The 25791-nt window shown below is 57.7% G+C and carries 21 protein-coding genes; 15 read left to right on the top strand and 6 right to left on the bottom strand.

Annotation, left to right across the window (positions count from 1 at the left end; translation table 11 throughout):
- Nucleotides 1-2 precede the first annotated feature (2 nt).
- From ACWJJK_RS12265 to ACWJJK_RS12255, 3 genes are read left to right on the top strand one after another with little or no spacing between them, the layout of a single operon-like run.
- Nucleotides 3-770 (top strand): ABC transporter ATP-binding protein, encoded by a 768-nt coding sequence (locus tag ACWJJK_RS12265; RefSeq protein WP_077729614.1) that lies wholly within the window; start codon nt 3-5, stop codon nt 768-770.
- A 1-nt stretch (nt 771) separates the two neighbouring features.
- Entirely contained in the window at nt 772-1686 is a 915-nt protein-coding gene (locus ACWJJK_RS12260) for an MlaD family protein (RefSeq protein WP_077729613.1), read from the top strand.
- Nucleotides 1683-2270 carry an ABC-type transport auxiliary lipoprotein family protein gene (locus ACWJJK_RS12255; RefSeq protein ID WP_086133137.1) on the top strand — a complete coding sequence of 196 codons (588 nt, stop codon included), beginning with the start codon at nt 1683-1685 and terminating at the stop codon, nt 2268-2270. Before ACWJJK_RS12260 ends, ACWJJK_RS12255 begins: the two co-directional genes overlap by 4 nt.
- A 721-nt stretch (nt 2271-2991) precedes the next feature.
- Here the strand turns inward: ACWJJK_RS12255 and ACWJJK_RS12250 are convergent.
- The 3 genes from ACWJJK_RS12250 to ACWJJK_RS12240 all read right to left on the bottom strand — a co-directional run bounded on the left by ACWJJK_RS12250 (nt 2992) and on the right by ACWJJK_RS12240 (nt 7464).
- Nucleotides 2992-5259 (bottom strand): TonB-dependent receptor, encoded by a 2268-nt coding sequence (locus ACWJJK_RS12250; RefSeq protein ID WP_454128118.1) that lies wholly within the window; start codon nt 5257-5259, stop codon nt 2992-2994.
- Between the two features lie 127 nt (nt 5260-5386).
- Entirely contained in the window at nt 5387-6034 is a 648-nt protein-coding gene (locus ACWJJK_RS12245) for a response regulator (RefSeq protein ID WP_077729611.1), read from the bottom strand.
- A complete protein-coding gene (locus ACWJJK_RS12240) occupies nt 6031-7464 on the bottom strand; it encodes an ATP-binding protein (protein ID WP_240502454.1) in 1434 nt (477 codons plus the stop codon). The genes ACWJJK_RS12245 and ACWJJK_RS12240 overlap by 4 nt, the downstream gene beginning before the upstream one ends.
- A 580-nt stretch (nt 7465-8044) precedes the next feature.
- Between ACWJJK_RS12240 and ACWJJK_RS12235 the strand changes: the two genes are divergently transcribed.
- From ACWJJK_RS12235 to ACWJJK_RS12180, 12 genes are all read left to right on the top strand, one after another.
- A complete protein-coding gene (locus ACWJJK_RS12235; protein ID WP_077729610.1) occupies nt 8045-9850 on the top strand; it encodes a methanol/ethanol family PQQ-dependent dehydrogenase in 1806 nt (601 codons plus the stop codon).
- A gap of 170 nt (nt 9851-10020) precedes the next feature.
- On the top strand, nt 10021-10890 hold the full coding sequence (moxJ, locus tag ACWJJK_RS12230; protein ID WP_077729608.1) for a methanol oxidation system protein MoxJ: 870 nt from the start codon (nt 10021-10023) through the stop codon (nt 10888-10890).
- Nucleotides 10891-11230: 340 nt separating this feature from the next.
- Nucleotides 11231-11704 (top strand): cytochrome c(L), periplasmic, encoded by a 474-nt coding sequence (gene moxG, locus ACWJJK_RS12225; RefSeq protein ID WP_086133139.1) that lies wholly within the window; start codon nt 11231-11233, stop codon nt 11702-11704.
- A 32-nt stretch (nt 11705-11736) separates the two neighbouring features.
- Nucleotides 11737-12012 carry a methanol dehydrogenase [cytochrome c] subunit gene (locus ACWJJK_RS12220; RefSeq protein ID WP_077729605.1) on the top strand — a complete coding sequence of 92 codons (276 nt, stop codon included), beginning with the start codon at nt 11737-11739 and terminating at the stop codon, nt 12010-12012.
- 135 nt (nt 12013-12147) lie between these two features.
- Nucleotides 12148-13167, top strand: a complete 1020-nt coding sequence (locus ACWJJK_RS12215) for an AAA family ATPase (RefSeq protein WP_077729604.1) — start codon at nt 12148-12150, stop codon at nt 13165-13167.
- A gap of 221 nt (nt 13168-13388) precedes the next feature.
- Nucleotides 13389-14246 (top strand): DUF58 domain-containing protein, encoded by an 858-nt coding sequence (locus ACWJJK_RS12210; protein WP_077729602.1) that lies wholly within the window; start codon nt 13389-13391, stop codon nt 14244-14246.
- The gene (locus tag ACWJJK_RS12205; protein WP_086133141.1) at nt 14243-15226 is read left to right on the top strand and encodes a hypothetical protein; all 984 of its coding nucleotides are present in this window, start codon (nt 14243-14245) and stop codon (nt 15224-15226) included. The genes ACWJJK_RS12210 and ACWJJK_RS12205 overlap by 4 nt, the downstream gene beginning before the upstream one ends.
- On the top strand, nt 15223-16215 hold the full coding sequence (locus ACWJJK_RS12200) for a vWA domain-containing protein (RefSeq protein WP_086133142.1): 993 nt from the start codon (nt 15223-15225) through the stop codon (nt 16213-16215). The genes ACWJJK_RS12205 and ACWJJK_RS12200 overlap by 4 nt, the downstream gene beginning before the upstream one ends.
- Complete coding sequence (locus ACWJJK_RS12195) at nt 16200-16766, top strand: tetratricopeptide repeat protein (RefSeq protein WP_086133143.1); 567 nt, start codon at nt 16200-16202, stop codon at nt 16764-16766. Before ACWJJK_RS12200 ends, ACWJJK_RS12195 begins: the two co-directional genes overlap by 16 nt.
- On the top strand, nt 16763-17713 hold the full coding sequence (locus ACWJJK_RS12190) for a vWA domain-containing protein (RefSeq protein ID WP_086133157.1): 951 nt from the start codon (nt 16763-16765) through the stop codon (nt 17711-17713). The genes ACWJJK_RS12195 and ACWJJK_RS12190 overlap by 4 nt, the downstream gene beginning before the upstream one ends.
- Before the next feature lie 102 nt (nt 17714-17815).
- Nucleotides 17816-18349 carry an SRPBCC family protein gene (locus ACWJJK_RS12185; protein WP_086133144.1) on the top strand — a complete coding sequence of 178 codons (534 nt, stop codon included), beginning with the start codon at nt 17816-17818 and terminating at the stop codon, nt 18347-18349.
- Between the two features lie 257 nt (nt 18350-18606).
- Nucleotides 18607-19824 carry a PAS domain-containing sensor histidine kinase gene (locus ACWJJK_RS12180; protein ID WP_156881695.1) on the top strand — a complete coding sequence of 406 codons (1218 nt, stop codon included), beginning with the start codon at nt 18607-18609 and terminating at the stop codon, nt 19822-19824.
- Nucleotides 19825-20408: 584 nt separating this feature from the next.
- Here ACWJJK_RS12180 and ACWJJK_RS12175 read toward each other — a convergent pair.
- From ACWJJK_RS12175 to ACWJJK_RS12165, 3 genes are all read right to left on the bottom strand, one after another.
- Nucleotides 20409-20735 carry a hypothetical protein gene (locus ACWJJK_RS12175; RefSeq protein WP_086133146.1) on the bottom strand — a complete coding sequence of 109 codons (327 nt, stop codon included), beginning with the start codon at nt 20733-20735 and terminating at the stop codon, nt 20409-20411.
- Between the two features lie 246 nt (nt 20736-20981).
- Nucleotides 20982-21461, bottom strand: coding sequence for a hypothetical protein (locus tag ACWJJK_RS12170; RefSeq protein ID WP_086133147.1), 480 nt, complete (start codon nt 21459-21461; stop codon nt 20982-20984).
- Nucleotides 21458-25735 carry an RHS repeat-associated core domain-containing protein gene (locus ACWJJK_RS12165; RefSeq protein ID WP_454128116.1) on the bottom strand — a complete coding sequence of 1426 codons (4278 nt, stop codon included), beginning with the start codon at nt 25733-25735 and terminating at the stop codon, nt 21458-21460. Before ACWJJK_RS12165 ends, ACWJJK_RS12170 begins: the two co-directional genes overlap by 4 nt.
- Nucleotides 25736-25791 lie beyond the last annotated feature (56 nt).

The following is a 25791-nucleotide window of genomic DNA, read 5'->3' as shown; positions in this document are numbered from 1 at the left end:
TCATGAGCGATCCCGTCATCCGAATGGAACGGATTTGGACCTGTTTCGGAAAAAACGTGGTGCATCGGGACATCAGCCTGACGCTGGGCAAGGGGGAAATCTTCGGATTGGTCGGCGGCTCTGGGAGCGGCAAGACGGTGCTGATGCGGGAAATGATCGGACTCCAGGAGCCGACCCGTGGCAAAGTCTACCTCTTCGGCGAGTGTCTGCAGGACGCCGCGGCCGATCGTCACCAGCGGCTCCGCAACCGTTGCGGCGTGCTTTTTCAGGGAGGAGCTTTATTCAGTGCCCTGAGCGTTTTCGATAACATCGCATTCCCATTGCGTGAATTCGGTCTTTTCGATGAAGAACTCATCGGCCATTTGGTACGTATGAAGCTTACTATGGTGGGGTTGACCGAAAACGCCGGTTTGTTGATGCCATCCGAACTGTCCGGCGGCATGATCAAGCGGGTCGCCTTGGCGCGGGCGCTGGTGATGGAGCCTGAATTGCTGTTTCTCGATGAGCCGACCTCGGGGCTCGATCCCGTGCTGAGCGAAGAGTTTGTCGATCTACTGAGCGGGCTGCATCGGGAACTCGGCTTTACGGTGGTCATGGTGACGCACGATTTGGACACGGTAAAAGATTTATGCACGAAGGTCGGCGTACTGGCCGATCAGCAGCTAGTCGTGTGTGGTCCGGTTGAGGATGCGTTGGCTTCCGAACATCCTTTTGCCCGGCATTATTTTCATGGAAAGCGCGGTCACCGCGTTTTCGAGCGGATCGGTTGATATGGGTAGAGAAACCTATGCATTCCTGACCGGATTGTTCGTAATCATTTTGGGTGCGGCGTCGATCATCGCCGCCTTATGGTTGGGGAACTACGGCGAAGAATACAAGAGCTATTATGTCGTCACCCAGGGAGCGGTTTCGGGGCTCAATCCCGAGTCGACCGTCCTTTTTCGCGGCGTGAATGCCGGCAAAGTGTCATCCATCAGTTTCGATCCTGAAGACCGCCGGAACATTCTCGTCCGGGTCGAGTTGAATGAGGATCTGCCGATTACCCATGGCACCTACGCCATGCTGCGCGTTCAGGCGCTGACCGGCCTGGCGCAGGTGGAACTGTTCGACACCGGCGAACAACCGGAGCCTTTACCTACGGATCCCGACAATCCCGCGCGTATTCCGCTACGGCCTTCGCTGTTCGATAAGCTGACCGAATCGGGGCAAGACATCCTCTCCCAGCTCGGCGTGTTGGCGAACCGGCTCAACAGCGTGCTGAACGAAAGCAATCGCGAACGGATTCAGCGTATTCTGGAATCGGTTGCGATCGCAGCCGAACAATTGGCTACATTAGAGGAAAGCATGGACGAGATGCTGGCGGAAATGCCCGCTTTGACCGGAGAGGCGCAGCGGATGATGGCGGGAATCACGCGCCTGACTGATGACCTGGGAATCGCTGTCAAGGAAATCCGAGGGCTCGCCAGGAACACGGAAGACTTGATCACCGCCGGTAGCTCGGCGGGAGATGTGGTGGTGCAATCCACTCTGCCTAAGGTAAACGCATTGCTCGACGAGACCCGTTCGATCGCCGTCAACGTTCGACATCTGTCCGATATGCTGAGAGATGACCCGCGGATCCTGTTGCTCGGGCCGCCCAAGCAAGTGCCTGGACCGGGAGAGCCGGGCTTTCAGGAGCCGAAATGAAGAGATTTCTTTTCGCAAAGCTGTTTCTTGTGATCTTGATCGCCTCGGGTTGTACCTTCACGCCTGAAAAATCACCTCCGCCTAGGCTTCATGATCTGGGACCGCTGCCGCACGGTTCGGACCGTCTGCCGGCACCTTGGTCCAAAGTGGACGTGACCGCTCCGGAGTGGTTGAAAGACGACCGAATTCGTTATCGTCTCGTGTATTCGGATGCCACACGGGTTGGAGTTTACACTTTGGACCGCTGGATCGCGCCTCCGCCTGAACTTCTGGAACTGCGCTTTGAACTTTCGGGCGATGGCGGACCACTACGGGTTCGAATCGAACTTCAGGAGTTCGAGCAGATTTTCGACCGCCCCGACCACGCCAAGGCGCTGATTCGCTTTCGCGCGTCGGCTTACGATCGCAGCAGTAAGAAGCTTCTGGCCGAACGGACCTTCGAACTCGACAAGATCTCGCCTAGCGCCGATGCCGCAGGCGCGGTAGTGTCCTTGGCGGATCTGGCCGACGACGCCATAGCGGCGGTCCGGACCTGGATGGAAGGGATGGATCTCGCGCGTGGGGCCACTGGGGGAACTCCTTGAGCCGTTTTTGGCGGTCGTATCCATAATCCCATCCCCGGTTACCGAGGGGCGCCATCCGATAGCACCTCATCTCGCATGTCTCAAAATGAGATTTGTGTGTTGGACGCGAACTGTACCGACCTGATCATTTTTGGAAACATTGCGGATACTCAGCGATACTTAAATCCTTAGTAATTTGCTTGGGCATTAGAAGATACTTCTATTCGAATACAAATAGGTTTCAGATTTTTAAAGAAAAAATTGTGAGGGTGTTCATAGATCAAGGGACGGGTAAAAAAGTGTGGACACACAAAATTTTTTCTTTAGACTGTGCCGCAGCTTTACGGAGGAAGCGCGAAAACATAGAGTCGTCAAAGAGGAGGAAAGACCCCTTAGGGGGCGATATAACTACTATAAAAGCACTAACAAGATGCGTCGCCGCTAGTGGCCGACGCGTTACGCTACAACAACAATAATAATGATATTGCCCGCGTACTGCGGGCTTTTTTTTGCCTGCCATCGGGCAAAAAAAAGCGACCACTAGGGTCGCCAAGAGGAGGAGAACTTTCGGCCGGACTCAATCGAAGTTTCGAACTAAATCACACCAAGTTCTATTGAGGTTGGTATAAAGTATACAGACTTATACTCGCCTTTGTCATAAGACATTCTTATGAATTAAATAGGGCCCGGTTATTACCGTCCGGAAAACAATATGTAAAACAGCGGATGGTAAACGCCGAACTCATAGGGACAGCTTAAGCCCGACCCAACCAGCCCTCGGAGAGCCGATGCCCACGAAACGTGGATCGGTAAAGCTATCACCAAGCACTTCGTCAGCTTCGCCATATAGTCCGAAAGTGTAGTACCGTTTGTCGAACAGGTTGTCGATACGGCTGAATAATGCCACGTGCTTGTTGAAACGGTATTCGCCATGTAGGTTGAACACGGCATATTCCTCAAGCGGCTTGTTTAGATTGGCTTCGTCGCCACGGAAGTACTGACCGCTGTTGTAAATCATGTTTACGCCCACGGTCAGTCCTTTAACGACCTCCACGTCCGTCGAGACTTTCAGCATGTGCTTCGGAAGGCCGGGGACGCGGTCGCCTTTTTCCACCTGGATCTGGCCGTTATCATCAGCGGACGGGTTATTCGGGCTGCTAGCAAGAAATGGCGTACGGAAGGTGGCATCGAGCAGTGTGTAATTGATTCCGAACCGCACCCGCTCGAATGCCCCGGAAAGCCCAAGTTCGATACCCCGGCGCCGGGTGGTCCCGACGTTGTCGAAGTAACCCTGATTGGTGAGATTGCCGCTGCTGATGAAAAGAATGTCGTCGTGGTTTTCAGTTTGGAACAGGCCAGCGTTCCAGTTGATATTTCCGCCCCACAGTCGAGCGAATTCGCCCCGGAAACCGGCTTCCCAAGTTTTGGCCACCACCTGATCCAGCGGCGGGTCGGCAAGAAACGCATTCGGTAGCTTGCAAGGGGCTTCCGGATTGGCGCAGGTCAGCTCAACCGGAGTCGGTGCCCGGTTCGATTCGCTATAGCTGCCGTAAGCGGTGAATTCCGGTAGGAAGGCATAGGTCAGTCCGGCCGAGGGGTTGAACCGTTCGAACTTGTGAAAGCCGTTCAAGTCCTCGCCGTACTGATCGTCGAGCCGGACGAAAGACAGGTTGTAACGGCCCGCTGCCGTCACCGCCAGTTTGTCGGTGACCGACAAGGTGTCGCTGAAATAAATTCCGTGGTGACGAACATGGGCGTGGACTCTCACCCGCGATTCGCCCACCAGAACTCCGCTGCCTATGGTGCCTCGGTCGTCGGTGAGAGAAGCAAGCTCCGTATCCGAGCTGAAATGAATGCGTCCTTCGTCATAACTTCCGCCGGCGACGATACGGTTATGCATGCCGAACATCTCGTGCTCGAAAGCGCCCTGCAAGCTGCCGCCGTAACTGCGCTGGTTGGTTTGGCTGGTGTTGTTGGTCGCGCCCTCGACGGCGTCGCTGGCCAAGATGTTACCGCCGTTGACATCTTCGACGATCTCTTCTTCGTCGCCTTCCTCCTCGCAAAGGAAACCTTCGTTGGCCTCGTCCTCGCATTCCTCGAAATCGGAATCGTCGCCATTGAACGTCTTGATCCGGTTTTGCCGGAAATAAGCGTTACCCGACAGCTCGAAGTGATCGGTAAGCCAGGTGCTGCCGTCCAAGGACGCCAGGAACAATCGGGTGATGGTACGGTCCGGATGGGTGAAAATTGCTTCCGGATCTTGCTTGGCCAGTTGAAGCGGCAAAGCACCGTTGCCAATCAATCGGTTATTGTTGGAAGCCAGGGTGAGGTTCAACTTGGACCGTTCGTTTTGCCAGCTAAACGTTCCGAATCCCTGCTTGACGTCGGTGGGCGAGTTATCGCGCCAGCCGTCTTCATAGAAGCTCTTGAGATCGACGAAATAGCCGACGGTGCCGTTATTCCATCCGCTGGTAATTTCCTGCCAGTGCCGTCCCCAGGAGCCGCCTGCCACCTCGAGCGTGTGGCCCGGTGCACTGAAACCGGTCTTGGTGCGCATGGAAATAGCCCCACCCAGGCTGTTCAGGCCGTAAACCGGATTCGAGCCCGAGTGCAGCGTCATTCGTTCGATGGCGCCTTCGGGGATCAAGTCCCAGTTGACGGTATCGCCGAACGGTTCGTTGAAACGAATGCCGTTGACATAGACCGATAAGCCCTGGGGTAATCCCAGCAGCGGCGATGCGGTAAACCCCCTGAATTGAACATCGGGCTGGAACGGGTTGTTTTGGGCATCGTTGACGTTGACGCTGGCGAAGTTCCAACGCATGTAATCCGCGAGCGAAAAGCTCTGATAGTCATCGAGTTGCTTGGACGTGGCCGTCTGCACCGGCGACGGAATTTTCTCCGCCGGTACGCCCGAGACCATCAGCGGCGTTTCGCCCACAATTTCGACCGTACCCAGATTTACGCTGCCGTCGTCGTTTTCCGCGGCAACGGCAATCTCCGTACTCACGAGGACCAGCAGAGAGGTTCCCGTGTGACATATTCTTCTTATAAACATAAAAACCCCCACACATTCAGCAGAACAGGGAATGGTAAGGGAGTTTAACCGGATGGAATATGGGAAAAATTCCCGACGTTTAAGCCTTCAAGAGGCCGTATTGATAGGCGAGGCGAGCCATTTCCGCGGTGGTGCTCACATTGAGCTTGTTCTTGATCAGAGTGGTGTAATTGCCGACGGTTTTATAGCTGAGGCGGAGTTCGTCAGCGACCTCTCGGGTCGTATAACCTTTGGCCAACAGACAAAACACGTCGAATTCGCGGGCGGAAAGCGAGTTCAAATCGGTGGAAGCGTCTTTTCCGGTGATGGTTTGAACCAATAGTTTCTGAGCGATTTCCGGTTCCACATAAGTTTCGCCCCCGGCCACTTTCTTAACGGCCTCGACCAAGGTCTCCGGAGCGCTGCTCTTGGTGATGTAGCCCTTGGCGCCGGCCTCCAAGGCCCTAAGGACATAAACCAGTTCGTCATGGATGCTGAACACGAGTATTTTGGCTCCGGGATCGCGACCGGAAATGCGGCGGATCGAGGCAAGCCCGCCTATCCCCGGCAGGCTGAGGTCCATGACGATCACATTGGGTTGCGACTCGGAATAGTATTGGCAGGCTTCCTCGCCGCGTTCGGCTTCGCAGATCACCTCGATATTTTCGCTTTGAGACAGCAGGAGGCGATAGCCCGCACGGACCACGGCATGGTCATCGACCAGCATAACGGTGATTTTCGGATTCATCGGGAGGCTTCTCCGCAAGGTACGCAGACTTCGAGCGATACGCCTTCGCCGGAGCGGGTGTTCAGGCTGAATTGCCCGCCCAGGCTGGCGACGCGTTCACGAATGCCGATCAATCCGAAGCCGCGCCTAGGTTGGTTCGGATCGAATCCGCATCCGTTGTCGCTGATTTTGAGCTGGATCCAGCTTCGAGAACGGGTGTCCATTTCCTTCAGTCGAAGTTCTATCCAAACGCCGTCGGCTTCGGCGTGTTTAACGACGTTCGTAAGACATTCCTGCACGATACGAAACAGATGGATTTTCCCGGCACCGGCGAGTTCGTCGACATCGTCTTCACAATCGAAGTGAAGACTGACGCCGGGATTGCGGCTCCGCCAGCTTTCGATCAGATCTTCCAACGAGGCGATGAGCCCCAGTTCGTCCAGCATGAGAGGGCGCAGACGGCGCATCATTCCGCGCACGACGCCGAACAGCCGGTCGCAAACGCCCATGATGCACTCGATGGCTTCATTATCCTGAGGGCGGCTGTCCCGCTTGCGCAGCGAGGCTGCCATGACCTTGATCGCGCTCAAAGATTGTCCGAGCTCGTCGTGCAGTTCCTGAGCCAGATAGCGCCGTTCTTCCTCCTGTATGGCCAAGGACTGCTGAGTGAGCGCGCGGTTTTCGTCGCGGGCCTTTTCCAAAGTCGAGGCCATATGGTTGAACGCTCGAGAAATCCGCGCGAATTCAGGCAAGGAAAAGCTCGGCAGACGCCTGCCGTAATCGCCTCTCTCGATGTCTTCCAGACCGTCGAGAATCACGCCTACGCACCGGAAGGCCCTGCCTACCGTAATGTGCACCAGGGCATAGATCGTCACTGCCAGGACCGCTATGAGCGTCAAAAAGCCCAGAGCTTCGTTCCAAGCTTCGGCAATTTCGTCCTCCGGGTTGGCTTCGATAAGAATGCTGATGACATCCTTGCCGTCGGTTTCTACCCGTTTTTCGGCGACGATGGAACTGGAATCGGGCTTGACGGCCCAGGCAAACCAGCCGGGCACTTCGGATGTTCGTGGATTCCCTCGTGCCGCCGAGTCGGTGAGAGAGTGCTCGCCCCGTCCTTGGGATTCGCCCTTCGGGCCAGCCTGAGGCTGTCCAAATGTGCTTCCATCCACTCGATCCGGGGTTTGGCGGACTTGAATGCGAAGGTGCCGGGTCTTGTCCAGTCTATTCAACTGGGAGAACCAATTGCCTAGCGAATCATCCGTGGAGTTTCGACCTTCGGACAAGCTGACTTCGATCAGTTGCAGGGCTAGATTGACCGTGGAATCGATTTCCTCTGCTACCGATCGGCGGGCGTTGTGGACGGCGAATAAAGTGCCGAGGCCCAGTATCGCCAGCATGGTCAGCACGATCATCAGGTTCAGGCGAAAACGTAAGCTAAGGCTTTCGTGCATGATTTTTATCGGCGCGGCTGTGAATCTTCAGCCTTTTCATAGAAACGAAAACGGGCTCCAGCGAGCCCGTTCGAGAGTAAATCAAAACGGATGAACGTCATTCTTTAGCAATTCGGTAACTCTCTTCATCTTTTTCAACGGGAATTTGAATCGAATCAAGCTAGAGAACACGAATTACCCTGTCAAGAGCGTGAACCAATACTTGAAAAAAAAGGAATTTTTCCCGAGATCGTACCGTTTTTTGATTTATTAACCCGGCCTCTAAATTAGGCCGGGTTAATCCGGGGCAGGGATGGCCCGGCGCGGCGACAAGCCGCCTGCGCCAAGGCCGGGCGTGTACCCGTGGCCTTGGCAGCGGCCCGAAACACCAGGAGGGTATTTATGGGCCTGATTAACAAAACGGAAACCCGTAAGGGAGCGGGAGATCTATCGCATTTCTTCCTGATTTTTTCCTGTCCCAATTCGGGCTTATTTCACTACAGCCCGCCATGCGATTCTTCCAAAATTCGCCGCCGTGATCATCGATCCGTGATCGCTCTGTCTCAGGACAGTCCGAACAAGTATTCAGCGAGGAGAAAACATGCAAAAACGCAAACTGGCGGCGGCCGTCAGCGGCGCTCTGATGGCAGGCGGGCTTTTGGCCGTCTCCGGCACCGGCTCCGCAAACGACGCTCTCATCGAAATGGCTAAGGATCCGAAGAACTGGGTCATGCAGACCAAGGATTACAGCGCCACCCACTACTCCGAGATGGACCAAATCAATGTAGAGAACATCCATCACCTCAAGGTGGCGTGGACGTTCTCCACCGGCACACTGCATGGTCACGAGGGTGCCCCCCTAGTAGCGGACGGCATCATGTACGTCCACACGCCGTTCCCCAACAACGTATACGCCCTCGATCTCAACGATCCCGGCAAGATTCTCTGGCAATACAAGCCGAAGCAGAATCCGGCGGCCCGCGCCGTTGCCTGCTGCGACGTAGTGAACCGAGGCCTCGCCTACGTACCCGCCGGCGACCACGGTCCGGCCAAGATTTTCCTGAATCAGTTGGACGGCCACGTCGTCGCCCTCAACGCCAAGACCGGCGAAGAAATCTGGAAGATGGAAAACTCCGACATCACCATGGGTTCCACCCTGACCGGCGCGCCCTTCGTGGCCAAGGACAAGGTGCTGGTCGGGTCCGCCGGAGCCGAGCTGGGCGTGCGCGGCTACGTGACCGCCTACAACATCAAGGACGGCAAGATGGAATGGCGTGCCTACGCCACCGGTTCCGACGAAGATCTGCTGTTGGACAAGTCGTTCAACGTACATAACCCTCACTACGGCCAGTTCGGGCTCGGCCAGCAAACCTGGGAAGGCGACGCCTGGAAGATCGGCGGCGGCACCAACTGGGGCTGGTATGCCTATGATCCCAAGCTGGACATGATCTACTACGGTTCCGGCAACCCGGCGCCCTGGAACGAAACCATGCGCCCCGGCGACAACAAGTGGACCATGACCATTTGGGGTCGTGATCTCAACACCGGCAAGGCCAAGTTCGGCTATCAGAAGACGCCGCACGACGAATGGGATTACGCCGGTGTCAATTACATGGGCTTGTCCGAGCAGGAAGTGGACGGCAAGATGACGCCGCTTCTGACCCATCCCGACCGCAATGGCATCGTCTACACCCTCAACCGGGAAACCGGCGATCTGGTCAACGCCTTCAAGATCGACGACACCGTGAATTGGGTGAAAAAGGTCGATCTCAAGACTGGCTTGCCGATCCGCGATCCGGAATACTCCACCCGCATGGACCACGAAGCGAAAGGGATTTGCCCCTCGGCCATGGGTTACCACAACCAGGGTATCGAATCCTACGACCCTGAAAAGAAACTGTTCTTCATGGGCGTGAACCACATCTGCATGGATTGGGAACCGTTCATGCTGCCTTACCGTGCCGGCCAGTTCTTCGTGGGCGCGACCCTCAATATGTATCCGGGACCGAAAGGCACCTTGGGTCAGGTCAAGGCCATGAACTCGGTCACCGGCAAGATGGAATGGGAAATTCCGGAGAAGTTCGCCGTCTGGGGAGGCACCCTGGCGACCGCCGGCAATCTGGTGTTCTACGGTACGCTCGATGGCTACATCAAGGCGCTGGATTCCCGCAACGGCAAGGAGGTCTGGAAGTTCAAGCTTCCTTCCGGCGTCATCGGCCATCCCATCACTTATAAGCACAACGGCAGACAGTACGTCGCCATCTACTCGGGCGTCGGCGGCTGGCCTGGTGTCGGTCTGGTGTTCGACCTGAAGGACCCGACCGCTGGTCTTGGTGCGGTAGGCGCGTTCAAGGAGCTGGCTCACCACACCCAGATGGGCGGTGCGCTGTTCGTGTTCTCGCTATAAGTACCGCATGGTCGTAGGGCGGGTTAGCGTACTCGCGTAACCCGCCGTCCGCGACATCCGGCGGGTTACGACGCGCCGGACTGCCGTGGAATCCGGATGGCAAGGTGGGGCTGCGCGTCTAACCCGCCCTACGTCGAGCGACTCTTTATTTATTGGGAGGAAATCACCCCATGCGTTTGACACGCATAGTCATTTGCGCCTGGCTGTTGGCCGATATCGGCAGCGGACCTGAGGCGGCCGCAGAGCCCCTCAAAGTTTGTGCTGCGGAAAACGAACTGCCTTATTCAAACAAGGACGGCGAAGGCTTCGAAAACAAGCTGGCGGAACTGATCGGCAAGGAATTGGGAAGGCCGGTGGAATACGTGTGGTGGCAAGATCCGCGGTACTTCATTCGGGACCAGCTGGATCGGGGCTTGTGCGATGTCGTTATCGGCGTGGATACGGACGATCCGCGGATGTCGACGTCGAAGCCGTATTATCGTTCCGGGTACGTGTTCATATACCGCAAGGAAAAAGGAGTAAAGGTCGCCGATTGGGACAGCGACTTTCTGAAGAAGGCCGAACGTATCGCGTTCATGCCGGATACCCCCGCGGAGACCATGCTCAAGAAGGTCGGACGCTATTACGACCAGTTCAACTACCTGCAATCCCTGGTTGGTTTCAAGGCGCGCCGCAACCAATATGTTCGCTACGACCCCGAAAAACTGGTTCGGGAAGTCGAGTCCGGCAGCGCCGACCTGGCGGTGCTTTGGGGGCCCCAGGCTGCCCGTTATGTCAAAAACGCGGACAGACCTCTGGAGATGCGAGTGATCCCGGATCATCAGGCCCGCTCGGACGGGGAAAAGGTGCCGCACCACTATTCCACCTCCGTTGGCGTGAGAAAAGGTGAGGAAGCCTTGCTGGCGGACATCAACCGGGTGTTGAAGAAGCGCGAGAAGGAGATTCGCGCGCTGCTCAACGCGGAGGGAGTTCCGCTATTGCCCGTGGAGGAAACGGGAGCGGCTGCGAGGGAGATCGCCAAAAAAGGCAAATCGACGTAGCACGGATGCGGCGGACGAGTGGTGGCTAATGAAAAACATTCCCGTTTTTCAGTTTGGCTGACCGTTCGCGTCAAACCCCTCTTCCCGAGGGCTGTTCTGCCGGCTGGTCCGCAGAGTACATGGAAGGTGCGGCAGAGGGATCTGCCGCATGACAAGTCGGCCTGGCGATCGGCGAGGCAGCACTGAGTAGCGGAGCGAGGCTGACTTGCACACGCGGCACCCTTAGGGGGTGCCGCACAGGGATGTGCGGCAGGAATCCGTGAGCGGAATTCCTGGGCGCTGCCAGGTTTCAGCCGGCCACGAATTAAATGAATAAAAAAACGAAGAGGACACAAGCTTCATGAAATTACGAATCAGTATCGCTGCGCTCGCCGTGGGCGTGGCCCTCGTATCCGCCGAAAGCTGTGCGGAAATCACTTTTCGCCACGCCGTCACCGGCGAGACCCTGGATTTCGAATACGGTAAAAAAGGCGGCGATACGGACGCTTTCAAGAAATTCAAGGAAACAGGCAAGAACCCCTACAACGGCGACAAGGAAGCCATCGAAAAAGGCCATAGCCTGTATCTCACCGCCTGCTCCGGCTGCCATGGTCACGAGGCCGAAGGCAAACTGGGGCCGGGACTGGGAGACGACTACTGGACTTACCCGAGAGCCGCTACCGATGTCGGCTTGTTCGAAGTTCTCTGGGGCGGTGCCCAAGGCATGATGGGGCCGCAGAGTACCAATCTGAACGCCGACGAAATGCTTCGAGTCATGGCTTGGCTGCGCGACATCTACAAAGGCGATCCCGCCAAGGCCGAATGGCTCAAATAGCTTTCCCCACCACCGAACAGGAGACTCGACCAATGAAACTGAAAACTTTAATCCTGAGCGCCGGGCTGTTGTCCATAGCCGCTTTCAACGCGAGTGCCTACGACGGCACCAAGTGCAAGGCACCGGGCAATTGCTGGGAGCCGAAACCCGGTTATCCCGAAAAAGTGGCGGGCAGCAAATATGATCCGAAGCACGACCCGGCGGAGCTGAACAAGCAACAAGAGGCCATCAAGGCCATGGAAGCCCGCAATCAGAAGCGCTGGGAACAGTTCAGCAAGACCGGGAAGTTCGTCTACAAGGTAGATTGAGTTGGCTGGCGGCTTGGGAGTTGTAGGGCGGGTTAGCGTACTTGCGTAACCCGCCGCCTCGCCTCGTAAGGCGGGTTACGCCGGAATACCGGCTAACCCGCCTTACGATAGGTTGGCTATTCCAATAATTCAAACATGCATTCCGAACAACTATTGGCCGACTGGCGAGAAAAAGCTTTTCGCTTCGAGTCGGAAATCGAAAAAGCCATCATCGGCCAGCCGCGAGCAATCCGGCTGATGACCATCGCCGTGTTCGCCCGCGGCCACGTGCTGCTGGAGGGCAACGTCGGTGTGGGCAAGACCACTTTGCTGAGAGCCGTGTCACTCGCCATCGGGGGCGAGTACGAACGGATCGAAGGGACCATCGATTTGATGCCCGCCGATTTGATCTATTACACCTACCTCGACGAGAACGGCCGGCCGCGAGTCGATCCAGGTCCCGTGCTCAAGCACGGTGAGGGGCTTTCGACCTTCTTCTTCAACGAAATCAACCGGGCGCGTCCCCAGATTCACTCGTTGCTGCTGCGCATCATGGCCGAGCGCAGCGTCACCGCATTCAACCGCGAGTTCCGATTCCCCTATCTTCAGGTGTTCGCCGACCGCAACCGGGTGGAGAAAGAGGAAACCTTCGAGCTTCCGGCTGCCGCCCGCGATCGGTTCCTGTTAGAGATCGCAATGGACTATCCGAGCGACGCGGATATCCTGGATCAGCTGACCTTTGATCCGCGGTACCACGATGCCAACCGTCTGCTCGGGGTGGTGACGCCGGCCGTGCTGCCTTATCGCGAGCTCGACGAGATCGCCGCGGCCATCCAGAGCGGCATTCAGGCCAGCCCGACGCTGCGTGCCTATACCCGCGACTTGTGGCGCGCCAGTCACGAACCGGAGCGGTTCGGCATCTCCGTGGCCGACGCCGACATGTCCGAGCTCATCCAGGCCGGGGCGAGTCCCCGCGGCATGAGTTATCTGATTCGCGCCGCGCGCGTCCATGCCTGGCTCAAAGGCCGCGACCGGGTCATTCCCGAGGACATACAGGGCGTATTCTATCCGGCCATGGCTCATCGGGTGTTCCTGAAACCCGCTTACGAATACCGGCGCGATGAACTGGTGCCGGGATTGGTGGATAAAATCCTCCATTCGATTGCCGCACCGTGATTGCTAGCCTGCATTTCTCACACCCCTTCTACTGCGGACGCCGATTCGCTCGCCGTGGCGCACCGTACTCTTTCGCGCCGGCTCGACGTCGTAGGTCGGCAATCCTTTGCCGACGAGCGTGTGTCGGGAAAGGATTCCCGACCTACCACGACGCCGCCACTCAGTCCGTGCGGCGCGCCGCACCGACGCCTCGACGTCCTCGCTACGAAGGGGTGTGAGAAATGCAGGCTAGGCATACCGAGGAATTCCATTACCGGGTTTCCTGGCGTTCCGATGCCGTGCGCCCCGGCTTTCATCCGAGCCGGCGCTCCGGCAGCGGCGAGCGCTTTCATGGGCTCGCGCCCTTGCTGAAACACCCGGATCCGCGCCGGATCGATCTCCGGGCCAGCGTGCTCGATCCCTTCGGCGGCTATGCCGTCCGGATCTACGAGCAACGCAGTGCCATCAAGGTGTTCGCCATCGTGGATTTGTCGGCGTCGATGGAGTTTCGCGGCACCGGTTCCAAAATGGACACGCTGGCCGATTTCCTGGCGTCTTTGGCCTTGTCCGCGTACCGCACCGGCGACTCCTTGGGAATCATCGGTTGCTCGGAAAAGATCCACGCCGAATTTTCCCTGCCGCTGTGCCGTCACCCCGCCATGGCTTTGAACCTGGTGAGGCGTCTGCGCCGGTTTCGACCCAAGGGGACAAACGCCCGTGGCCTGGTGGAAGCGGCGCGATGCGTGCCCAATTCGCGTTCATTGGTTTTTCTCGTCTCCGACTTCCACATGCCCTTGACCTTGGTCAAACGGATTCTGGTGTCTCTGGGGCCGCACGATGTAGTGCCCTTGGTATTTTGGGACGCGAGCGAGATGGGGGGCGAGGCTACGCTCGGATTTCGCCGTATGCGCGACCTGGAAGACGGTTCGGAGCGCTTGCTGCTGTTACGCCCGAAGCTTCGTGCGCGGCTGGAAGAATCCTACCGGGATCGGCGGGAGCGTCTGGTTCATCTGTTCCTCAGTCACGGGCGGGAGCCGCTGTTTCTCGAAGAAGGATTCAAGGCCGACTATCTTACCCGGTATTTTCAGCGCGCCTTATGAAAAGGACGTACCTCGCTTTTCTGCTGCTTTTTTTAGGCGCTGCTGTTTCGCACGGCGGCGAGACTCCCGGCCCGGTCAGGGACTTTCAGGTCTCGACGCCGCGTCCATTCGGCTATGCCATCGGTGATGTTATCCGGCAGACGCTGAATGTCGCGGTCGATCGGGAAGCCTTGCTCGACCGAAATTCGCTTCCTCCGAGCCGAATCAATCGCTGGCTGGAACTGCGGGAGGCGAACGTACGGGAGTCGGAGCACGACGGTCTGCGCCGCTATTCGATAGAACTCGCCTATCAAAGTTTTTACGCGCCATTGGAGGTCAAGAATCTGGCGATTCCCGCCTTCAAGCTGGCCTTTACCCACGGTGAGGATGTCTTCGAACTGGAAGTGCCGGCCTGGCGTTTCACCACGGCGCCGATTCGCGAGCTTTCGATTCTTCGGGAGGAAGGGCTGGAGCCGATGCAGCCTGATGCGCCTCCCGCGCTTCCGAGCCGAACCGGTCCGCTCCGAGGACTGGCTTCGGCCGCCGCCGCCGGCGCGGGGGCTGGATTGTACCTGTTTTATCTTTACGGCTATCTTCCCTGGCAACAGAGAGGCCGCCATTTCAGAGCGGCCTGCCGCGCCGTACGAACCTTGAGCCGAGCATCCGGGGCACCGGACTATTCCTCCGCCTATACCGCCATCCACCGGGCGTTCAACGGCGTAAACGGGCAGCCGCTATTTTCGGATCATCTGGAGGCATTCTTTGCGGATCATCCGGCATTCGAACCTTTGCGCGAGGAAATTGCCGCCTTTTTCGCGAGCTCCTACGATTTCTTTTTCACCGAACGGCCCAAGGACAAGTTCGTCGGGAACGAACTTGGACCGCAAAGCGGGCCCCGAAGGGGCGAACCCCAGAGAGGGGGGGCGCAGACGGAATTTCCGATGCCCAGGCTCTTCCGCCTTTGCCGGGACTGTTACGACGTAGAGCGGAATCTTCGATGAATCTGGCGGTCGATCATGCCTGGGTTCTGCCGTTCCTCGGCCTCGCTCTGCTGCCGCTGGTCCGTCTGCCGGTGACCGGCTTCGATGCGCCGTGGAATGCGTTGCTGCCCGCCGATGCGCAATCGCGCGTCTGGACCTGGCTGATCAAGCTGATGGGCGTCGTCGCCATCACCGGTCTGGTGCTCGGACTCGCCGGGCTGCATCGGGAGGAATATGCGGTCGATCGAGTCGGTAACGGCGCCCATATCGTGTTGCTTCTCGACCGCAGCCAGAGCATGGACCACAGTTTCGCGGGGCGTGCGCCGTCGGGCGCCGAAGAGGCGAAATCAGCCGCGGCGGAGCGCTTGCTCAGCGAATTCGTCAGCGAACGAAAGAACGACCGGACCGGCGTCGCGGCCTACAGCACAGGCCCCTTATTCGTACTGCCCCTGACCGACGACCGCGAGGCGGTGCTGGCTGCGGTGCGCGCCTTGCGTTTGCCGGCCCTGGCGCAAACGCACATCGGTAAAGGCTTGCTGCTGGCGCTGTCGTACTTCGCCGGCCAGGCGCTCACCGGGTCTCGCATCGTGCTGCTGGTGTCCGACGGCGCGGCGGTTGTCGATCCGGACAGCGAGCAGAAACTGCGCAAGCTGTTCAAGGAGCATCAAATCCGCCTGTACTGGATTTTTCTCCGGACTCTCGGAAGTCCCGGCATCTTCGAAATACCGGAGGATCCGCGCGACGATAACGCGAGCGTCCGGCCCGAGCGTTATCTGCATTTGTTTTTCGAAAGCCTCGGCATCCCGTACAAGGCATACGAGGCGGAAAATCCGGCTGCCCTGCGTCAGGCCATAGCCGATATCGACCGGATCGAAAGCCTGCCGATCCATTATCAGGCCCGCATTCCGCGCCTGGATCTGACGCCGCTCTGCTACGGCGCGGCAGGTTTCGCGTTGCTGCTGTTGATCGGCGTGAAACTCTCGGAAGCTGAATCATGGGAAAAAGCCTAGAGCTGAAAATCGCGCTGCTGGCGCTAGCCGTTTCGACCATCGCCGGAATATTGGAATGGCAGGAGCTCCGGCGGATCGAGCTTGCCGGGGAGCAGGTTCGAAGCTTGCTGAGCGGCACCGATATTTCCCCGGACGATCGAGTCCGTGCGGCGCCGGAAGTGAGGCTGGCTCGGGCGGTTTATCTCGCCGGCAAGGATCGTCATGAAGAGGCCCTGGATGCCTACGGCTATCTGGTCGACCAGGGCGATACCCGATTTCGCGTTACGGCCCTGTTCGATCTCGGGAACCTGCACCTGCGACGCGCCTTGACACACGTGGAACAAAACGAGATCAACCGGGCGCTGCCGCTGGTGGAATTGGCCAAGGATGCCTACAAGAAGGCGTTGCGCCTGGACCCGAACCACTGGGACAGCAAATACAACCTGGAAGTCGCCATGCGGCTTCTGCCGGAAATGGACAGGATTCGCCGCGAGGGCGGAGAAGAGGAAAACGATGAAGAAGAGGGGGCGCTGTGGACCACGGTGCCGGGTTTTCCGCGGGGCCTGCCTTGAAACTGTCCACCCGCGCGCGCGACCCGCGCTTCGTCTGTCTGGCCCTGGCCTTGCTCAGCGTCGGGGTTACGCTTTTCCATCCCACCCTGAAGCTGTCGCGGCCGGTATTCGATCACATCGTCGTCGTCGACATTACCCGGAGCATGAACGTCGCCGATTATCGGGTAGAAAGCCGGTCGACGAGCCGCTTGGAAACAGTCAAGTCCGCCTTGCGCTCGGCCCTGCGGGAATTGCCCTGCGGTTCTCGGTTGGGGCTGGGGCTCTTCACCGAGCGAAGATCCTTCCTGCTGTTCGAGCCCATCGAAGTCTGCCGCGGGTTCGAAGCGGTCGATACCGCCATTGAGCACATCGATTGGCGCATGGCCTGGGGTGCCGACAGCCGCATCGCCGATGGACTCTACGATGCCTTGAATCAATTTCAGAATTACGGTTCGAACCTGGTTTTCGTTACCGACGGCCAGGAAGCCCCGCCTCTCAATCCTCGCTACAAGCGGGAGTTCGGCGCTTTCAAGGGCAAGCTCAGGGGATTGATCGTCGGAGCCGGGGGGCTGAGCCCGGCGCCCATTCCGAAATTCGACGAACGCGGCGAAGCCGTCGGTTTCTATTCGGAGGACGACGTCCCTCACCGATCCTCGTTCGGGCTGCCGCCCAAGCCGCCTTCCGAGATCGAGGGCTATCACGAGCGGAACGCGCCGTTCGGCAGCGAGCGGGTGATCGGAACCGAGCATCTATCCTCGCTCAAGGAAGACTATCTTCGCCAACTGGCCGACGAGACCGGACTCGTTTACCGGCGGCTGGAGAAACCCGAGGAATTGAGCTTGGCGCTTAAGAGCCCGGAGTTCGCGCGCCTCGAAGCGGTTGCCGCGGATATTCGCTGGCTGCCTGCCGGCCTGGCTCTGGCCGCGCTGGTCGTGCTTTACGGCATTCTGCCGTTTAGGCTCCGCTGATGGATAGCACGGTTTATATCGCGGGGTGAAACCTGTCTTGAGCTATGTCGAAAGGCCCGCTCCCACCATTCTTTTTCATTAACCCGAGGAGTTGTGTATTCCATGAAAATGATCGTTCCTGCCTTATTGACGCTCGGTTTGGCTTTTTCCGCCGGAGTTTCGGCCCATGGTCCGACACCCCAGAAAGTGGTCGAAACCGTCGAAATCGACCGTCCCATCGAAAAAGTCTGGGAGACGGTCAAGGAGTTCGGCGCCGTCGCGCAATGGAATCCGGCCATCTCGAAAAGCGAAGCCCAAGGCGGCAACAAGCCCGGCGAAAAGCGTACCCTGACTTTTCCGAACGGCGAACAATTGGTGGAGGAACTCGACTTTTACGACGAAAAAACCTACGAGTACGACTACCGGCTGATGGACGCCAACGTCAAGGCGCTGCCGGCGAGTTCCTATTCCGCTGTATTGAAGCTGACGCCGGCGGGGCAGGGGACCAAGGCGGAATGGAAAAGCCGTTTGTATCGCGGAGACACCGGCAATTTCCCGCCCGACGAACTGAACGACGAGGCGGCCGTTCAGTCGATGCAGGCTTTATTTAAAGCCGGCCTGGAAAATCTCAAGCGTATCGCCGAATCTGATCACTGATTTTCAAGAACGTCAGGCACGTTTGTCGGCAAGGGATTGTCGACCTACGGCACTACAGATCCGAGGCTGTCGCAGGGCCTTCCGAGACCCGCCGCCTATGCTTTGCAAACAGGATCTCCTTTCGTTTATATTTCGTTGCCGCCACTTGGAGGAGAAGGGATGGCGTCCAAGGTTATGGAGGCACGGCAAAGGCGGAGTGCACGATTCTCCGATGGTTGGCCACTTTATGGATTACAGCGAACGAGCGGAGGGCAAGGATGGCCGAAAAGAAGAAACCCGTCGAATGGCTCCGACGAATGGTCGAGACCGTGCATCGAGGCGTTTTGATACCGCACGCCAGCGAACCCGTTCCCCACGCCTATCGGCAGCCCTCCGACGCCGGAAAACTTAGTCGAAATATCGCTGATTCCCACAAGAAAGCCGAGAAATCGGAGCATCTGGCGATCAGGCATGTCTTCGACGACTGTTTGCTCATCGGCATCTACGTCACCCAGTATGGAGAGATCGTCTATGCCAACGACAAGCTGGCCAAAATTCTCGGATATCCCAAGGATCAGCTGATCGGCATGTCACCGGTGAAATTGTTTCATTCCGATCGTCGGTCATCTCAACAAGGCGTGGTCATGCATCAGCGAAGACTGGCCGTTACACCATCGGTGCCCAAAGCCAGAGCCGTCAGGAAAGATGGCGAGATCATCTGGATCAAGCGGAGCGAAGTCTTGATCTCGTATAATGGATCGAGCGCCGTCTTTGGGAATGTCGTCGACCTAACTCCGAAGAAACGGCTGAAGGAAATCGTCTGGCAGTCGAAACGCGAACTCCGCCTATTGTCCGCAAAGCTTCTCAGCGCTCAGGAGCAAGAGCGCAAGCGAATCGCTTCGGAACTTCACGACACGGTCGGACAATACCTGAGCGCCATCAAATTCAGCTTGGACAACGTCAACGTTCTGCTTGAAAACAACCAGATCGCATCCGGCCAGAGATCCTTGCGGGCTATTCTTCCCGTGATCAAGGAGGCCATTTCCGAGGTGAGGCGCATCTCGATGGATTTAAGACCGGCGATTCTCGACGACTTGGGTCTTCTCGCAACGCTGAGCTGGCATTGCCGTACATTTCAGGACATCTATGCCTACGTCGCAATCGAAAAACAAGTGGATATACGAGAAAACGACCTGTCCGGAGGATTGAAAATTTCGATCTACCGAATAGTCCAGGAAGCTCTGAACAATGTCGCCAAGCATGCCAAAGCCGATCGCGTCGTCCTTCGTTTGATAAAGACCGACTCTGCGATCGAACTGACCGTCACCGATAACGGTTGCGGGTTCGAGGTGAGCGAGGCGCTGGAAAGAGAAATACGACAACGCGGTCTGTGGCTCGCAAGCATGCGTCAGCGGAGCGAAAGTTCGGGCGGGTCTTTTTACATCGAATCCGCTCCAGGCATCGGAACGACCATTCGCGCGGTGTGGACCGGGTAGAGATTTCTTCTCCGTTTCCGGTCGGCGATGCTTGGGGGCGAAACCGCCCGGACGCGTAGCGCTCGCTGCCGAGGACGCAACCACAAGCCGGAAACGCTCCCGGATGCAGTCCCTATCTGTAGAGGGCTGCAATCAGCGCGATTTTAGGACCACATTAAACGCAACTATCTGTGCGATCGGGCCTGAGTTCGTCGCAACTGAGCCTGCTATCATCGGCGCCGGACTGCAATCCTCCGGGTCAGAACCACATTAGTTGCAACTGATCGTCATCGGTGCCTAAGTACATTCAGGGAAGTCTTGCGGCATAGGCAACCTGCAGGACAACCCCGCCAATCAAGCCAATCTGTCGAGATTCCGCAAATATTTGCGGAATGTACTTAGGGGGCATTTATGTGGACGCAGAAGGGCTTCGGCGGTCACCACCAGACCCGCAGGTAGTCATGAGCGGGTACACCCCGCTACCGGCGTTACACCACCGTTCCCAACCCTCCCAGCGACAAGCCAGAAGGCACGCTCCGGACCATTCTCAGGCAGGCCGGGATCGAACCGGAGACGTTTTTGAAGGGATGAAAGGCTTTCCCGCCTTACCCAGCGGGGTTGGACAAGCTTCGCTCTAGCTCTGCCAATTCTTCATCAAACCCGGAAGCTCTGTAGATATATTTCCTAACATCCTGCCCGAGCGCCGAATCAGGATCCAGATAAGTAAGCTTCAATAGTTTTGCAAGCTGTGCTTTGGTTGGGTGTTGGCGAAGCCACCAATGGAAGGCTCCATTTCGATCATGTTCAGCTCCCTCCTCATGCCCTGGGACATATCCTGCTATCTGCCAGTTGAACAACACATCAGGGTACATTCCCCAATACTCCCACTCATCGGGAAAGCGCATGAGGGAAAGGAATTGCTTTTTTGTCATGGCAATACCCCTGCATCCATTTGATCTAAACACCAGCCAGGATCAGCACGGCGTGCTGCGGAAATGGATAGTAAGCCGCCCGCTTGGAGCTGTAATAAAATGCGTCCATATTGGAAAATTTGCCGCTGCTGCGATTGGAGGTACCTTGATTGCGGACTCGAGTGATGCGGTACCTGCGTCGCTGCATTCTACATGGACTGCTTCGTTGATTCTCAACCCCCAGTTATACGAGTACGCTAACCCGCCTTACGACACTATGTCCCCCGGACCTTCCTGAAAGGAAAATTCAGTGAACTTCACTTCTAACCAAACACTGCGATCAAACTGCATGAAGTGTCGGAACATGCCTTTCTCCACCTTGCTGAATTCATGCACAAGTAAATCCACTGGCTGACTAGGCCAACGATCAGGTTCGAATGAGCAACTTACCGCTACCACGCCCGAGTAATTCAAGATGACCTCTGTTCGATGAGTGGCCAACAACAGACATACCTGAACCACAGAGATTACCGCTGCTCCCTCTGCGTACTGTTTACTCACACTCATCGACTTTAACCAAGCATCGTGCAAGGTGCTCTCACCGTTGATTTGGTAGCGTCGGCGATCGGTCGCAAACGCCACAAGACGCGCAGGCATTTCGGCCTTTATGCAATTCAGATAATCGAAGTATTGATCAAAACAAGTGATGCCCTGCTCGTTCTCGTAGATATGTGTGAGCTTTTTCATTGGCAGAACTCTGCCGATGGATTTACATCGCAAGCGTGTTCGGGGCTCGGTTTAGTCAACTCTATCATTGGTCCTAGAAAGGGAAGCTTGCCAAAAAAATTCTTCCATTTATTACCGCGAATATCCGCTAGGCCTTTCGGCGGAATCTTGCCCATCCTGCGTCCCAAGTCTACGGCTTGGCCTTTGCATTGCGCTTCGACAGAGTCAGGCAAACCATCTGGCCGCCCGGTTTTGCCGTGCTTGTCAAACCAGCCTTCTGGCCCATAAAGGCCAACCTCATTACCGTTTCTGTCGTATACGTGGATCTCAAAGCTGGATTGACCATTCACATCAAATGTATCGATACCACCTTGATAGCCCTGACCCAGGTTGGCATATTTTCGGGTCAGACCAAGTGGGTCTATGTACAAAAGGGGGTTGCCCTCGACATAGGCATAGGTATTTAGACCACCGTCGAGGCCGATCGGATCACTCTCCAGATACCGCCCGAGGCTCGGATCGTAATCCCGGAAATAGTTGTAGTGGAGCCCGGTTTCGGCGTCGAAGTACTGCCCCGGCAGGCGCAAATTGACGGTGACACTCGGATTGACCAAGCTCGCTTGACCGAAGGGTTCGTAGTCCGCCGTCCAAACGATGCTGCCCGTGCCGTCGGTCGCAGCCTGCGGCGCGCCAAGATGATTCGGGTGGAGATAGAAGGGAGTTCCCTGACTGTCGAGTTGGACCAGCGGCAGGTCGTCCAGGTAGACATAAGCATTCTCGTCTGCCAGCAGCTTCCCGTCCAAATCGAAGCTGAAATAGCGGATTTGGCCAGTGACGGTCTTCGTCACCCGCCGCCCGAGGGCATCGTAGCCGTAGTCGGCGAGGACCGTACTCCCTTGCTTCGCCTGGCTGAGCCGGCCGTTCGCCCCATAGACGAATTCGGTCGTCCCCGCCTGGAGGGTGTGGCCCGCCGCATCATAGGCGTAGGTTTTAGTCACCGCGCCGGTTTGCGCCTGGAGCCGCTGGTCGGTCAACAGATACTGGTAATGGGTAGTATTGGCGTCGTGGATCTCGCTCTGCCGGTTGCCGGTGGGGTCATAGGTGTAGGTGAGAGTGCCGTAGGGTCCGGCGGCCGAGACCAACCGGTCGAGGGCGTCGTAGCCGAAGCTCTGGCTGTGGGCGCTGTTGAGCGCATCGGTCAACCCGGTGAGATTCCCAACAGGGTCATAGGCATAGGCGAGACTCTGGAGCGTTCCGGTGGTTTGCCCGGTGAGCCGCCCGTCGAGGTCGAAGCTCCGGGTCCAAAGGAGGCCGTTGCCGTAGGTGAGGCTTTGGAGGGGGCCGAAGGGCTGGTACTGGATGTCGCTCGCGAGGGTCTCGACCGGGCCGCCGCCGGTGGTCTTCGTGATCGTTTGGACTTGCCCGTTCACAGCCCGTGCATAGTCGACCTGGTGCAGGGCGCTGTAGACGATCCGGGTCAGAAGGTCGGCGGCATCGTACTGGTAGGCGATCGTCCCTTGCGTCAGCCCGCTCGCGGTCTCTTTTAGAGTCTGGCTGAGCACCGCCCCGGTCGGACTGTAGGCGAAGTCGGTGATCGTTTGACTATCGCCGAGTTGGGTCAGCCGGCCGAGGCCGTAGGCGCCCTGATCATAGGAGTAGGTCACATCCGACGCCGTGCCGGGATAATCAATGCCGGTGAGCCGGTTGAGGGCATCGTAGCTCGAAGTCGCCAGGGTGCCGTTGGCATCGGTTCGCGTCAGCCGATTGCCGGCGCTGTCGTAGGTATAGTGGGTCGTGCCGGTATTGGGGCTCGTCTCCTGGAGCAGATCGCCGAAGCCGTTGTAGCTGTAGCTGGTGGTGAGATTGGCGGGGTCGGTCACCGCGAGGAGATGGTCCAGCGCATCGTAGCTGTAGCCGGTGCTGCCGGTGAGGGGATCGGTTTCGGCCACCACCCGGTTCAGGGCATCGTAGGCGTAGGTCGTCACCCGGTTCAGAGGATCGGTGATGGAGGTCCGATTGCCATTGGCGTCGTAGCCTAACGCGGTGGTCTGGCCAGCGGCGCCGATCGACTGAGAAAGCCTCGAGAGGGTGTCATAGACCCACTGGTGTGTCCGGACCAGGGTATTGGCGGGATCGAACACCTCTTCCTTCGTCTTATGGCCGGCCAAATCGTAGGTGGTGTGGATGCGATTGCCCAAGGCATCGGTAATGTCGGTCAGCCGGTGGGCGGCATCATAGGTGTATTGGAGGTAAGCCCCGTCGGGCGGGGTCACTTTCGTCAACTGGCCGACCCCGTCGTACTCGAAGGTGGTGGTCTTGCCGTCCACGGTGCGACTGATGAGCCTTCCGCGGACGTCGTAGGTCAGATCGGTGATGACGCCGTTCGGATCGGTGATCCGCCCGACGCGGCCGTGGGCGTCGTAATTGCCGTAGGTGGTGACGTGCCCCAGGGCGTTGGTGATGGAGGTCAGGTTGCCGCTGGTGTCGTAGGTCAGCGTGGCGACGTCGCTGACGTCGGTCCGAGGGCCATCGACGCTGGTGACTTGGCCAAAGCTGTTGTAGGTATAGCTCCAGGTCCGGCTCTGTCCGCCCGCGGTGATCGTTTTGGTCAGGCGGTTGCCGGCGGCATCGTAGGTGAAGGTCGTGGTCCGCCCCGGTTCGGTGATCTGGGTCGGCAGCCGGAAGCTGGCATGCCATCGGGTGGTGATGGTTCGAGCTTCTGGGCTCCCCACCGCTTCGGTGCGGCTCGTTTCGAGATTCCGGGTCAGATCGTATTGATAGGTGGTCTGAACGCCTCGAAAGTCGGTGCGGGAAGCGAGATTGCCGTTGGCATCAAAGGTCTGGCTGAGGGTTTTGGTGGTGCAGCCGGAAATGCAGGGTTCGGTGATCCCGGTATTCTTCCTGACTCCAAGTGTCGTTTGGAAGCCATAGGTTCGGCTGGTGCCGAGGGGATCGGTGACTGTCCGGGTGCCGTCGCTGTTGTACGCCACGGCGAACCAATCGGTGCCGCCGGCATGCTCGGTCGAAAGCGCCCGATTGGCGCTGTCGTATTTGAAAGTGGCGAAGCGGGTGCCATTCTCGTCCACGATCCCGGTCAGGGCATTTGGCAGGTTCGCCCCAGAGGTATAGGCCGGTTCGTTATAGACATAGGTCTTAAACTTTCCGTCCGGGTAGGTGACTTTAACGACATTGTTGTTCGTGGTGTTATCGTAGGTGTAACCATAAACCCCGCCGGCCGGATCAGTGACGGTAATCAGACGGTTTATGCCGTCATAGCCGAAGGTAAGGGTACGCCCCGTGGGATCGATTACTTGGTACAACCGACCGCCGCTGTAGGTCAGCGTCTGGGTGGCCCCCGCCCGGTTCTTGATCGAGACTAGCCGACCGTTGTAATCGTACGTCTCTTGCGAACCGTCCTCGGTCGTGATCACCGCGCCAGATGAGCCCAGCCACGCCAATTTGAAGTTGACGTCAGCGTCATAAGTGGCTTGGCCGTTCAGGAAACGAAAGGTGTAGAATCGACCATCCTCCCGAATGACCTTGGCCCACGAGGTACTGGGATACGGATATTCAATCCTTCGATCGTAGGTGTGCTGCCATACCTTGCCCAAGGTGCTCTGAGCACTGTAGTTGGCAACCGGGGTTTGGCTGTTATAGGTGCGTTTGAGTACGAGCGGGAACACCCCGTCGCCGCGATAGTCGACTTCAATCTGGTATTTATTGCCGATGCCGGTATGGATTGGGTTGCCGACACTGATGGGGTTCTCCTCAGGTTTTCCGGATGTGCATGTGTCGGGGCAACCCACATTTTTGGCGGTTGGAACACCATCCACAGTACAAAGTCCTTGCGCATTTCGCTGCTGTCCGACCGGACACGACGGCGCGTTGATGCACTGGGCCGGCGCCGAATAAGGCTCATACCGGCTGCCGCCGTATAAACACTCACCCCGAGTAAACCCACCCTGACTCCACGTGTAGTAAGGGGCCGGTCGGGCGCACGTTACCTGAAAGGTATTGCCGACCACCCATCCCAGGGCACCGTAATCAAAATCGACACTTTGCAGGGTGCCGTTAAAAGTTTGTTGACAGTAAAGGGTTCCCGTTTCAAAAGCGGAATCCCCTTCGACGTACACCCCGGTAGCACTAATCCACCAGGTAATCTTCGGGGAATAGGTGTCGGCCACGGCCAGATTGGGCAGCAGCGGGAGGATAAGGAAAACCGCTAGGCGTCCCGGAGTGAGGATCGCCCCTAAAAGCGTTATGAGCGCTGAACTCGCTTTGCTAGTGAAAGCCATCCCCCACCTCGCCTTCTTGTTGTTGTGCCGATCCGTTCTGGGTCCGATCGAGTCGG

This window comes from Methylocaldum gracile (assembly GCF_053646815.1).
The sequence above is the reverse complement of the archived record's forward strand: the minus strand, read 5'-3'. Positions and strand labels throughout refer to the sequence as shown.

Excerpts from the sequence above, each read along its gene's own strand:
- ACWJJK_RS12265 (WP_077729614.1), top strand. The coding sequence starts at position 3 with ATGAGCGATCCCGTCATCCGAATGGAACGGATTTGGACCTGTTTCGGA.
- ACWJJK_RS12260 (WP_077729613.1), top strand. The coding sequence starts at position 772 with ATGGGTAGAGAAACCTATGCATTCCTGACCGGATTGTTCGTAATCATT.
- ACWJJK_RS12255 (WP_086133137.1), top strand. The coding sequence starts at position 1,683 with ATGAAGAGATTTCTTTTCGCAAAGCTGTTTCTTGTGATCTTGATCGCC.
- ACWJJK_RS12245 (WP_077729611.1), bottom strand. The coding sequence starts at position 6,034 with ATGAATCCGAAAATCACCGTTATGCTGGTCGATGACCATGCCGTGGTC.
- ACWJJK_RS12240 (WP_240502454.1), bottom strand. The coding sequence starts at position 7,464 with ATGCACGAAAGCCTTAGCTTACGTTTTCGCCTGAACCTGATGATCGTG.
- ACWJJK_RS12235 (WP_077729610.1), top strand. The coding sequence starts at position 8,045 with ATGCAAAAACGCAAACTGGCGGCGGCCGTCAGCGGCGCTCTGATGGCA.
- moxJ (WP_077729608.1), top strand. The coding sequence starts at position 10,021 with ATGCGTTTGACACGCATAGTCATTTGCGCCTGGCTGTTGGCCGATATC.
- moxG (WP_086133139.1), top strand. The coding sequence starts at position 11,231 with ATGAAATTACGAATCAGTATCGCTGCGCTCGCCGTGGGCGTGGCCCTC.
- ACWJJK_RS12220 (WP_077729605.1), top strand. The coding sequence starts at position 11,737 with ATGAAACTGAAAACTTTAATCCTGAGCGCCGGGCTGTTGTCCATAGCC.
- ACWJJK_RS12215 (WP_077729604.1), top strand. The coding sequence starts at position 12,148 with ATGCATTCCGAACAACTATTGGCCGACTGGCGAGAAAAAGCTTTTCGC.
- ACWJJK_RS12210 (WP_077729602.1), top strand. The coding sequence starts at position 13,389 with ATGCAGGCTAGGCATACCGAGGAATTCCATTACCGGGTTTCCTGGCGT.
- ACWJJK_RS12205 (WP_086133141.1), top strand. The coding sequence starts at position 14,243 with ATGAAAAGGACGTACCTCGCTTTTCTGCTGCTTTTTTTAGGCGCTGCT.
- ACWJJK_RS12200 (WP_086133142.1), top strand. The coding sequence starts at position 15,223 with ATGAATCTGGCGGTCGATCATGCCTGGGTTCTGCCGTTCCTCGGCCTC.
- ACWJJK_RS12195 (WP_086133143.1), top strand. The coding sequence starts at position 16,200 with ATGGGAAAAAGCCTAGAGCTGAAAATCGCGCTGCTGGCGCTAGCCGTT.
- ACWJJK_RS12185 (WP_086133144.1), top strand. The coding sequence starts at position 17,816 with ATGAAAATGATCGTTCCTGCCTTATTGACGCTCGGTTTGGCTTTTTCC.
- ACWJJK_RS12180 (WP_156881695.1), top strand. The coding sequence starts at position 18,607 with ATGGCCGAAAAGAAGAAACCCGTCGAATGGCTCCGACGAATGGTCGAG.
- ACWJJK_RS12175 (WP_086133146.1), bottom strand. The coding sequence starts at position 20,735 with ATGACAAAAAAGCAATTCCTTTCCCTCATGCGCTTTCCCGATGAGTGG.
- ACWJJK_RS12170 (WP_086133147.1), bottom strand. The coding sequence starts at position 21,461 with ATGAAAAAGCTCACACATATCTACGAGAACGAGCAGGGCATCACTTGT.
- ACWJJK_RS12165 (WP_454128116.1), bottom strand. The coding sequence starts at position 25,735 with ATGGCTTTCACTAGCAAAGCGAGTTCAGCGCTCATAACGCTTTTAGGG.